The sequence below is a fragment of the Pseudomonas sp. BJa5 genome (genome assembly GCF_030272875.2).
Taxonomy (GTDB): Bacteria; Pseudomonadota; Gammaproteobacteria; order Pseudomonadales; family Pseudomonadaceae; genus Aquipseudomonas.
The window spans coordinates 1-9,653 of the sequence record NZ_JALRNG020000073.1; the positions used below are offsets into that span (position 1 = coordinate 1).

Sequence of the window (9,653 nt, forward strand, 5' to 3'; positions counted from 1 at the left end):
GGGCCGGATGCAGGAGCAAGCGGTTTTGCCTACTTTTCCCAAGAGAAAAGTAGGCCGCCGTAAAGGCGGAAGGGGCCAGCGGCGTCGCTGCATCGAATGGATAAGCACACCACCTCAACACCCAAGCCCAAGCCCAAGCCCAAGCCCAAGCCAAGGATCCTAACCCCCAGGACTCCATGAAGAACCTTTTTTCCGCCTTCAAAACGCCCCACCCCCTGCCCGCCAACCTGCGCACGTCGCCTGCCCCCCCGTCACCAAACCGACAAAGCGATACAAAAATTTAATACGACACACAATTTAGTGTTTGATATTTGTTTTTGTATCATTTAAAAATACAGCCATGGCCACGGCCTCCCGACAAACCCCTACAAGGCTGGAGACACAGCATGTACGCACAACTGGTTGAGACCGGCGTCAAGCGGGTCAAAGCGCTGGACGAAATGTCCCCCGAAGAGCGCGCCTTCCAAGAGAAGATCGACGCCGAAATCAAGATCGAGGCCAAGAACTGGATGCCGGATGCCTACCGGCAGACCCTGATCCGCCAGATCTCCCAGCACGCCCACTCCGAGATCGTCGGCATGCTGCCGGAAGGCAACTGGGTGACCCGCGCCCCGACCCTCAAGCGCAAGCTGCAGCTGATGGCCAAGATCCAGGACGAAGCCGGCCACGGCCTGTACCTGTACAGCGCCATGGAAACCCTGGGCGCCGACCGCGACGAGGAAGTCGCCAAGCTGCACAGCGGCAAGGCCAAGTACTCGAGCATCTTCAACTACCCGACCCTGACCTGGGCCGACATGGGCGCGGTCGGCTGGCTGGTCGACGGCGCGGCGATCGTCAACCAGGTGGTGCTGCAGCGCACCTCCTACGGCCCCTACTCGCGGGCGATGATCCGTATCTGCAAGGAAGAGAGCTTCCACCAGCGCCAGGGCTACCAACTGCTGCTGACCATGATGAAAGAAGGCACCCAGGCGCAGAAGGACATGGTCCAGGACGCGATCAACCGCCTGTGGTGGCCGGCCCTGATGATGTTCGGCCCCAGCGACGAGCATTCGCCCAACAGCGCCCAGTCGATGGCCTGGAAGATCAAGCGCCAGGGCAACGACGAGCTGCGCCAGCGCTTCATCGACCAGACCGTGCCGCAACTGGAGCTGCTCGGCTGCACCGCGCCCGACCCGGACCTGAAGTGGAACGAAGAACGCGGCCACTACGACTTCGGTGAAATCCAGTGGCAAGAGTTCTACGACGTGCTCAAGGGCAACGGCCCGTGCAACGCCGAGCGCATCGCCACCCGCCGCAAGGCCATCGAGGACGGCGCCTGGGTGCGTGAAGCCGCCGTCGCCCACGCCCGCAAAAAACAACAAAAAGCCAAGCGCGACGCCGCTTGATTCGCCCCTGATCTGGAGAGTCCCGCCATGTCCGAATGGACCCTGTTCGAAGTTTTCGTGCGCAGCAAGCACGGCCTCAACCACAAGCACGTCGGTAGCGTGCATGCCGCCGACCCGGCAATGGCCATCGAGAATGCCCGCGAGCTGTACACCCGCCGCAACGAGGGCGTGAGCCTGTGGGTGGTGCCCTCGGCGCTGATCACCGCCTCGTCGCCGGACGAGAAAGACCCGCTGTTCGTGCCTTCGGAAGACAAGGTCTACCGCCACGCCAGCTTCTACGAGCTGCCGGCCGAAGTCGGTCACATGTGAGGCCACTGCCATGAACCAACGTGATGACCTCATCCAATACCTGCTGCGCCTGGGCGACAGCGCCCTGATCCAGGGCCAGCGCCTGTGCGAATGGTGCGGCAAGGCCCCGGCACTGGAAGAAGAACTGGCGCTGATGAACATCGGCCTCGACCTGGTCGGCCAGGCGCGCAACTGGCTGGACTACGCCGCCGAGCTGCTGGCCGACGGCCGCGACGCCGACCACCTGGCGTTCCGCCGTGACGAGCGCGCCTACCGCAACCTGCTGCTGGTCGAACAACCCAACGGCGACTACGCGGTGACCATCGTCAAGCAGTTCCTCTACGACGCCTGGCACTTCCAGGTGCTGAGCGCCCTCAGCAGCTCCAGCGATGAACGCGTCGCCGGCATCGCCGCCAAGGCACTGAAGGAAGTCACCTACCACCTGCGCCGCTCCGGCGAGTGGGTCGAGCGCCTGGGCGACGGCACCGAGGAAAGCCACCGGCGCATGCTGGCGGCGATCGAGCAGGTCTGGCGCTTCAGCGTCGAGCTGGTCGATGGCGACGACGTCGAGCAACGCCTGGCCGAGGCCGGTATCGCCCCACAACCGGAGGAAATCGCCAGCGCCTGGCGCGCCAAGGTCGACGAGGTGTTCACCTGGGCCACCCTGCCGGTACCGGCAGCGCCCAGCCACTTCTACCTCAGCGGGCGCACCGGCGTGCACAGCGAGCACCTGGGCATCCTGCTGGCCGAAATGCAGTTCCTGCAGCGAGCCCATCCCAATGCGACCTGGTGAGCTGATCGCCAGCGACCTCGGTGCGCGCCCGCTCCAGGCCAACGACCTGGAGCAGGCCTGGGCCGTGCTCGGCGCGGTGATGGACCCGGAAGTGCCGGTGGTCAGCGTGGTCGACCTGGGCATCGTGCGCGACCTCGACTGGCAAGCCGGCCACTTGCATGTGGTGGTCACCCCGACCTACTCCGGCTGCCCGGCCACCGAGGTGATCGAGCAGGACATCGCCACCGCACTGCAACAGGCAGGCTTTGCCGCGCCGCAACTGGAGCGCCGGCTGACGCCGGCGTGGACCACCGACTGGATCAGCGACAGCGGCCGCGAGCGCCTGCGCGCCTACGGCATTGCCCCGCCGGCCGGCAGTACCAGCAAACGCAGCCTGCTCGGTGAGCGCGATGCGGTGTGCTGCCCGCAATGCGGCAGCGCCCACACCGAACGCCTGAGCGAATTCGGCTCGACGGCCTGCAAGGCGCTGTACCGCTGCGTCGACTGCCGTGAGCCTTTCGACTACTTCAAGTGCATCTGAGCAGCCTGCTGCCGGAGACAAGACAATGAGCAAGTTCCACAGCCTGAAGATTAAAGAAGTACGCCCGGAGACCCGCGATGCGGTGTCGATCGCTTTCGACGTGCCGGCCGAGCTGAGCGACGATTTCGCCTTCACCCAGGGCCAGCACCTGGTGATGCGTGCCCACCTCGATGGCGCCGAAGTACGCCGCTCCTACTCGATCTGCACCGGCGTCAACGACGGCGAGCTGCGCGTGGCGATCAAGCGGGTGCCCGGCGGGCTGTTCTCCGCCTATGCCAACGACAGCCTCAAGGCCGGCCAGACCCTGGAAGTGATGCCGCCGTCCGGTCACTTCTACGTGCCCCTGGACGCCGCGCGCCACGGCCGTTACCTGGCAGTGGCCGCCGGCAGCGGCATCACGCCGATCCTGTCGATCATCAAGACCACCCTGGAACGCGAACCGCACAGCAGCTTCACCCTGCTCTACGGCAACCGCTCGAGCAACTCGGCGCTGTTTCGCGAGCAGCTCGAAGACCTGAAGAACCGCTACCTGCAGCGCCTCAACCTGATCTTCGTGTTCAGCCGCGAGCAACAGGATGTCGACCTCTACAACGGTCGCATCGACGCCGATAAATGCGGCCAGCTGTTCAGCCGCTGGCTCGACGTCAAGGCGCTGGACGCCGCCTTTATCTGCGGCCCGCAGGCGATGACCGAAACCGTGCGCGACCAGCTCAAGGCCAACGGCATGGCCGCCGAGCGCATCCATTTCGAACTGTTCGCCGCCGTCGGCAGCACGCACAAACGCGAAGCGCGCCAGGCCGCCGCCCAGGTCGACAGCGCCAAGAGCCAGATCACCGTGATCAGCGACGGTCGCGAGCTGTCCTTCGAGCTGGCGCGCAACAGCGCCAGCGTGCTCGACGCCGGCAACGAGCACGGCGCCGAACTGCCCTACTCGTGCAAGGCCGGGGTGTGCTCGACCTGCAAGTGCAAGGTGGTCGAAGGCGAGGTGGAGATGGACAGCAACTTCGCCCTCGAGGACTACGAGGTGGCGGCCGGCTACGTGCTGTCCTGCCAGGCCTTCCCGATTAGCGACAAGGTCGTACTCGACTTCGACCAGCTCTGACCGCTCCAGCTGCTGCAGGCGCTACCCGCGAGGTGGCGCCTGCACGGCCAGGGCTTGCCGTACTTCTGAAAACAACGTCTCGACAATCACAACAAGAGAGCGCGCAACCATGACCCCACAAGACCCCGAACGTCTCCGGCAGCACCCGGACTTCATCCAGCTGGTACGCCGCAAACAGCGCCTGACATGGTCGTTGACCCTGGCGATGCTGGCGATCTACTACGGCTTCGTGCTGTTGATGGCGTTTGCCCCGGGCGTATTGAGCCAGTCGCTCAACGGCGGTGCCACCAGCATCGGCATTCCGCTGGCCGTGGTGGTGATCCTGCTCTCGTTCGTCCTCACCGCCTACTACGTACGCCAGACCAACCAGGTGTTCGACCCGCTGGTCGCCAAACTGCAGCAGGAGAGCCAGCAATGAAGACCTCTCACCTGCTGTTGCTGGGCGCCGGCCTGTTGTCCAGCGGTGCCGCCCTGGCCGCTGAAACGGCCGCACGGCCCCTGAACTGGAACGCCATCGGCATGTTCCTGGTGTTCGTCCTGTTCACCCTTGGCATCACCCGCTGGGCCGCCCTGCGCACCCGCTCGGCCAGCGACTTCTACACCGCCGGCGGCGGTATCAGCGGCCTGCAGAACGGCCTGGCGATCGCCGGCGACATGATCAGCGCCGCCTCGTTCCTGGGCATCTCGGCGATGATCTTCATGGCCGGCTACGATGGCCTGCTCTACTCCCTGGGCGTCGTCGCCGCCTGGCCGATCATCCTGTTCCTGATTGCCGAACGGCTGCGCAACCTGGGCAAGTACACCTTCGCCGACGTGGTCTCCTACCGTCTGGAGCAAGCCCCGATCCGCATCGTCGCCGCGGTGGGCACCCTGATCGTGGCGCTGATGTACCTGACCGCGCAGATGGTCGGTGCCGGCAAGCTGATCGAACTGCTGTTCGGCATCAGCTACCTGCAGGCGGTACTGCTGGTTGGCGTGCTGATCGTCTTCTATGTGACCTTCGGCGGCATGCTCGCCACCACCTGGGTACAGATCACCAAGGCGGTGATGCTGCTCTCCGGCGCCACCTTCATGGCCTACACCGTGCTCAAGCACTTCGGCTTCAGCACCGAGGCGATGTTCGCCGGCGCTGCCGCCGTGCATGCCAAGGGTCAGGCGATCATGGCCCCGGGCGGGCTGCTGAGCAATCCGATCGACACCCTCTCGCTGGCGGTCGGCATGATGTTCGGCACTGCCGGCCTGCCGCACATCCTGATGCGCTTCTTCACCGTCAAGGATGCCCGCGAAGCGCGCAAGAGCGTGCTCTACGCCACCGGCTTCATCGGCTATTTCTATGTACTGCTGATCGCCATCGGCTTCGGCGCCATCGTCATGGTCGGCACCGACCCGGCCTTCCGCGACGCCAACGGCGCCATTATCGGCGGCGGCAACATGGTTGCCGTGCACCTGGCCCAGGCGGTGGGCGGCAACCTGTTCCTCGGCTTCATCTGCGCGGTGGCCTTCGCCACCATCCTCGCCGTGGTCGCGGGCCTGGCGCTGTCCGGCGCCTCGGCGGTGGCCCACGACCTGTACGCCTGCGTGATCCGCAAGGGCCAGGCCAGCGAGCGTGAGGAAATGCGCATGTCACGCATCGCCACCCTGGTCATCGGCGTGCTGGCGGTGATCCTCGGCCTGCTGTTCGAGTCGCAGAACATTGCCTTCCTGTCCGGCCTGGTGCTGGCCATCGCCGCCTCGGTCAACTTCCCGGTGCTGTTCCTGTCGATGTTCTGGAAGGGCCTGACCACCCGTGGCGCGGTTGCCGGCAGCCTGGTCGGCCTTAGCTCTGCCGTCGTCCTGCTGGTGCTGAGCCCGGTGGTCTGGGTCGGCTTGCTGCACCATGAACGCGCACTGTTCCCCTACTCGAACCCGGCGCTGTTCTCCATGACCCTGGCGTTCCTCGGCGCCTGGCTGTTCTCGGTAACCGACCGCTCGGCGCGTGCGCAAACCGAGCGTGGCCGCTACCTGGCCCAGTTCATCCGCTCCATGACCGGCATCGGCGCAGCTGCCGCCAGCCGCCACTGAAACAACGGAACCATAATAACAATGACCGCTATCCGTTTCCCCGCGCCGCTGCTGGCGGCGCTCGGCCTGGCCCTGTCCCCCGTGGCCATGGCCGGCTTCATCGAAGACAGCAAGGGCACCCTGGAGCTGCGCAACTTCTACCTGAACCGCGACTTCCGCCAGAGTAACGCACCCCAGGCCAAGGCCGAGGAATGGGCGCAAGGCTTCACCGCACGCCTGGAATCCGGCTTCACCGAAGGCCCTGTCGGCGTCGGCCTGGATGCCATCGGCGAGCTGGGCATCAAACTGGACTCCAGCCGCGACCGCCGCGGCACGGGCCTGCTGCCGTTCGGCCCGACCAGCCACGAGCCGGTGGACGACTACAGCGAGCTGGGCTTGACCGGCAAACTGCGCGTCTCCAAGAGCACGCTGCGCCTGGGCACCCTGCAGCCACTGCTGCCGGTGGTCAGCTACAACGACACGCGACTGCTGTCGGCCACCTTCCAGGGCGGCATGCTGACCTCCCAGGAGATCGACGGCCTGACCCTGAACGGCGGCCGCCTGACCCGCGCCAACCTGCGCGACTCGTCCAGCCGCGACGATATCGGCTTCGGCGCGGCCAGCAGCGACGCCTTCGATTTTGCCGGCGGCAGCTACGCGTTCAATCCGCAGCTGAGCGTCAGCTACTACTACGGCAAGCTGGAAGACATCTACCAACAGCACTTCGTCGGCCTGGTGCACAACCTGCCCCTGGGTGGCGGCTTCAGCCTGCGCAGCGACCTGCGCTACTTCGACAGCAGCGACGACGGCCAGACCCGCGCGGGACTGATCGACAACCGCAACTTCAACGGCATGCTCAGCCTCAGCCACGGCGGTCACCGGGTCAGCACCGCCTGGCAGCGCATGTCCGGCGACAGCGCCTTCCCGTTCCTCAACGGCGGCGACCCCTACTCGGTGAACCTGGTGACCTTCAACACCTTCACCCGCGCCGAGGAAGACGCCTGGCAACTGCGCTACGACTACGACTTCGCCGCCCTCGGCGTACCCGGCCTGACCTTCATGACCCGCTACGTCGACGGCCGCAACGCCCGGACCGCCACCGGCGATCACGGCGAAGAGTGGGAACGCGACAGCGACGTCGCCTATGTGGTGCAAAGCGGCCCGCTTAAGAACCTGAGCCTGCGCTGGCGCAACGTCACCTTCCGCTCCGGCAACGGGCTGACCACCGACGTCGATGAAAACCGCCTGATCCTCGGCTACACCCTGGCCCTCTGGTAAGACTTGCGGCCGGCCCTTCAGGGCGCCGGCCGCGCCCCGACACCCTGGAGTATTCGTAATGAGCAACAACCCCACCCTGCAAAGCTTCATCGGCGGCCGCTGGATCGGCCAGCACGGTGCCCAGGCCCTGCGCAGTGCGATCAATGGCCAGCCCCTGGCCTGCACCCATGAAGAGGTGCTGGATTTTGCCGAAGCCGTCGCCCACGCCCGCCAGCGCGGCATCGCCGAACTGATGGCGATGGACTTCCAGCAGCGCGCCGCGCGCCTCAAGGCCCTCGGCAAATACCTGCTCGAGCACAAGGAGCAGCTGTACGCGCTGTCCCACCACAGCGGCGCGACCCGTGCCGACAGCTGGATCGACATCGAAGGCGGCGCCGGCACCCTGTTCGCCTACGCAAGCGTCGGCAGCCGCGAGCTGCCGTCCGGCAATGTGGTCCACGAAGGCCCGGCCATCCCGCTGGGCAAGAACAACACCTTCGCCGGCAGCCACATCCTGGTACCGCGCGGCGGTCTGGCCGTGCACATCAATGCCTTCAACTTCCCGATCTGGGGCATGCTCGAAAAGTTCGCCCCAAGCTTCCTCGCCGGCATGCCGTGCATCGTCAAACCGGCCACCGCCACCAGCTACCTGACCGAAGCCACCGTGCGCCTGATGGACCAGTCCGGCCTGCTGCCGGCCGGCAGCCTGCAACTGATCATCGGCGGCACGGGGGACCTGCTCGACCGTCTGCAGGGCCAGGACGTGGTGACCTTCACCGGTTCCGCCGACACCGCCGCCAAGCTGCGCGTCAACGCCAACCTGGTGCGCAACTCGATCCCGTTCAACGCCGAGGCCGACTCGCTGAACTGCGCGATTCTCGCCCCGGAAGTTACCCCGGACGACGAGGAATTCGACCTGTTCGTCAAGGAAGTCGCCCGCGAGATGACCACCAAGGCCGGGCAGAAGTGCACGGCGATTCGCCGCGCCATCGTCCCGGCCAAGCACATCGACGCGGTCGCCGAGCGCCTGCGCGAGCGCCTGGCCCGGGTCGTGGTCGGTGACCCGTCAGTGGAAGGCGTGAAGATGGGGGCGCTGGCCTCCCATGCCCAGCAGGCCGACGTCGCCGAGCGCGTCGCAGCGCTGCTGGAGTCGAGCGACCTGCTGTTCGGCGCCAGGGACGGCTTTGCTCCACGCGGCGAGGGCGTCAACGAAGGCGCGTTCTTCGCCCCGACCCTGCTGCGCAGCCGCGCCCCGCATGCCGAAGGCGGCGCCCACGACATCGAGGCGTTCGGCCCGGTGAGCACCCTGATGGCCTACGACGACCTCGACGAAGCCATCGCCCTGGCCGCCCGCGGCAAAGGCAGCCTGGTCGCCAGCCTGATCACCAAGGACCCGCGCGTCGCCGCCAAGGTGGTGCCGGCTGCGGCCGCGCTGCACGGCCGCCTGCACATCCTCGACCGCGAATCGGCGGGCGAATCCACCGGCCACGGCTCGCCGCTGCCGCAGCTCAAGCACGGCGGCCCGGGACGCGCCGGTGGTGGCGAAGAGCTCGGCGGCCTGCGTGCGGTCAAGCACTACCTGCAGCGCACCGCGGTACAGGGTTCGCCGAGCATGCTGATGGCGGTCACGGGTGAGTACGTGCGTGGCGCCAAGGTCCTTGAGAGCGAGGTGCACCCGTTCCGCCGCCACTTCGAAGACCTGCAGATCGGCGAATCGCTGCTGACCCACCGCCGCACCGTCACCGAGTCGGACCTGGTCAACTTCGGTTGCCTGTCGGGCGATCACTTCTACATGCACTTCGACGATATCGCCGCCAAGGACTCGCAGTTCGGCAAGCGCATCGCCCACGGCTACTTCGTGCTGTCGGCGGCTGCCGGCCTGTTCGTCTCCCCCGGCGTCGGGCCGGTGCTGGCCAACTACGGCCTGGACACCCTGCGCTTCATCACCCCGGTGGGCATCGGCGACACCATCCAGGCGCGCCTGACCTGCAAGCGCAAGATCGACCAGGGCAAGGTCAGCCCCAAAGGCGAGCCGCAAGGTGTGGTGGCCTGGGACGTCGAGGTGACCAACCAGCACGGCGAGCTGTGCGCCAGCTACGACATCCTCACCCTGGTGGTGAAGCGCGGCGCCTGATCGGCAAACCCGCCAAGGGACTGGCGGGATTCATTGAAACTCCTGTGGGAGCGGGGGTGGGGGCCGCCGGGGGGGGGGGGGAGGGGCCCCCCGGCCGGGGCGGGCCCGCCCCCCCCGGCCGCACACAAGAGGGA

General features: G+C 66.4%; 9 protein-coding genes. All 9 read left to right on the top strand.

Going from position 1 to position 9,653, the window contains the following annotated elements:
• Positions 1–386: 386 nt before the first annotated feature.
• The 9 genes from paaA (at position 387) to paaZ (ending at position 9,519) form a co-directional block, all read left to right on the top strand.
• Positions 387–1,385 carry a 1,2-phenylacetyl-CoA epoxidase subunit PaaA gene (gene paaA / locus M2D63_RS25275; protein ID WP_285865829.1) on the top strand — a complete coding sequence of 333 codons (999 nt, stop codon included), beginning with the start codon at positions 387–389 and terminating at the stop codon, positions 1,383–1,385.
• 27 nt (positions 1,386–1,412) lie between these two features.
• Positions 1,413–1,694 carry a 1,2-phenylacetyl-CoA epoxidase subunit PaaB gene (gene paaB / locus M2D63_RS25280; protein WP_133216060.1) on the top strand — a complete coding sequence of 94 codons (282 nt, stop codon included), beginning with the start codon at positions 1,413–1,415 and terminating at the stop codon, positions 1,692–1,694.
• Between the two features lie 10 nt (positions 1,695–1,704).
• Positions 1,705–2,466 carry a 1,2-phenylacetyl-CoA epoxidase subunit PaaC gene (gene paaC, locus M2D63_RS25285; protein ID WP_285865830.1) on the top strand — a complete coding sequence of 254 codons (762 nt, stop codon included), beginning with the start codon at positions 1,705–1,707 and terminating at the stop codon, positions 2,464–2,466.
• On the top strand, positions 2,453–2,986 hold the full coding sequence (paaD, locus tag M2D63_RS25290; protein ID WP_285865832.1) for a 1,2-phenylacetyl-CoA epoxidase subunit PaaD: 534 nt from the start codon (positions 2,453–2,455) through the stop codon (positions 2,984–2,986). The genes paaC and paaD overlap by 14 nt, the downstream gene beginning before the upstream one ends.
• Positions 2,987–3,011: 25 nt before the next feature.
• Positions 3,012–4,088, top strand: coding sequence for a 1,2-phenylacetyl-CoA epoxidase subunit PaaE (gene paaE, locus M2D63_RS25295; RefSeq protein ID WP_285865833.1), 1,077 nt, complete (start codon positions 3,012–3,014; stop codon positions 4,086–4,088).
• Between the two features lie 109 nt (positions 4,089–4,197).
• On the top strand, positions 4,198–4,506 hold the full coding sequence (locus M2D63_RS25300; RefSeq protein ID WP_285865835.1) for a DUF485 domain-containing protein: 309 nt from the start codon (positions 4,198–4,200) through the stop codon (positions 4,504–4,506).
• Entirely contained in the window at positions 4,503–6,149 is a 1,647-nt protein-coding gene (locus M2D63_RS25305) for a cation acetate symporter (protein WP_285865836.1), read from the top strand. Before M2D63_RS25300 ends, M2D63_RS25305 begins: the two co-directional genes overlap by 4 nt.
• Before the next feature lie 21 nt (positions 6,150–6,170).
• Complete coding sequence (locus M2D63_RS25310) at positions 6,171–7,406, top strand: OprD family porin (protein WP_405310925.1); 1,236 nt, start codon at positions 6,171–6,173, stop codon at positions 7,404–7,406.
• Between the two features lie 58 nt (positions 7,407–7,464).
• On the top strand, positions 7,465–9,519 hold the full coding sequence (gene paaZ, locus M2D63_RS25315; RefSeq protein WP_285865837.1) for a phenylacetic acid degradation bifunctional protein PaaZ: 2,055 nt from the start codon (positions 7,465–7,467) through the stop codon (positions 9,517–9,519).
• Positions 9,520–9,653: the final 134 nt, after the last annotated feature.

What these genes read in the sequence shown, in the direction of transcription:
- paaE (WP_285865833.1), top strand. Translation starts at nt 3,012, where the DNA reads ATGAGCAAGTTCCACAGCCTGAAGATTAAAGAAGTACGCCCGGAGACC.
- paaZ (WP_285865837.1), top strand. Translation starts at nt 7,465, where the DNA reads ATGAGCAACAACCCCACCCTGCAAAGCTTCATCGGCGGCCGCTGGATC.
- M2D63_RS25300 (WP_285865835.1), top strand. Translation starts at nt 4,198, where the DNA reads ATGACCCCACAAGACCCCGAACGTCTCCGGCAGCACCCGGACTTCATC.
- paaD (WP_285865832.1), top strand. Translation starts at nt 2,453, where the DNA reads ATGCGACCTGGTGAGCTGATCGCCAGCGACCTCGGTGCGCGCCCGCTC.
- M2D63_RS25305 (WP_285865836.1), top strand. Translation starts at nt 4,503, where the DNA reads ATGAAGACCTCTCACCTGCTGTTGCTGGGCGCCGGCCTGTTGTCCAGC.
- paaB (WP_133216060.1), top strand. Translation starts at nt 1,413, where the DNA reads ATGTCCGAATGGACCCTGTTCGAAGTTTTCGTGCGCAGCAAGCACGGC.
- M2D63_RS25310 (WP_405310925.1), top strand. Translation starts at nt 6,171, where the DNA reads ATGACCGCTATCCGTTTCCCCGCGCCGCTGCTGGCGGCGCTCGGCCTG.
- paaA (WP_285865829.1), top strand. Translation starts at nt 387, where the DNA reads ATGTACGCACAACTGGTTGAGACCGGCGTCAAGCGGGTCAAAGCGCTG.
- paaC (WP_285865830.1), top strand. Translation starts at nt 1,705, where the DNA reads ATGAACCAACGTGATGACCTCATCCAATACCTGCTGCGCCTGGGCGAC.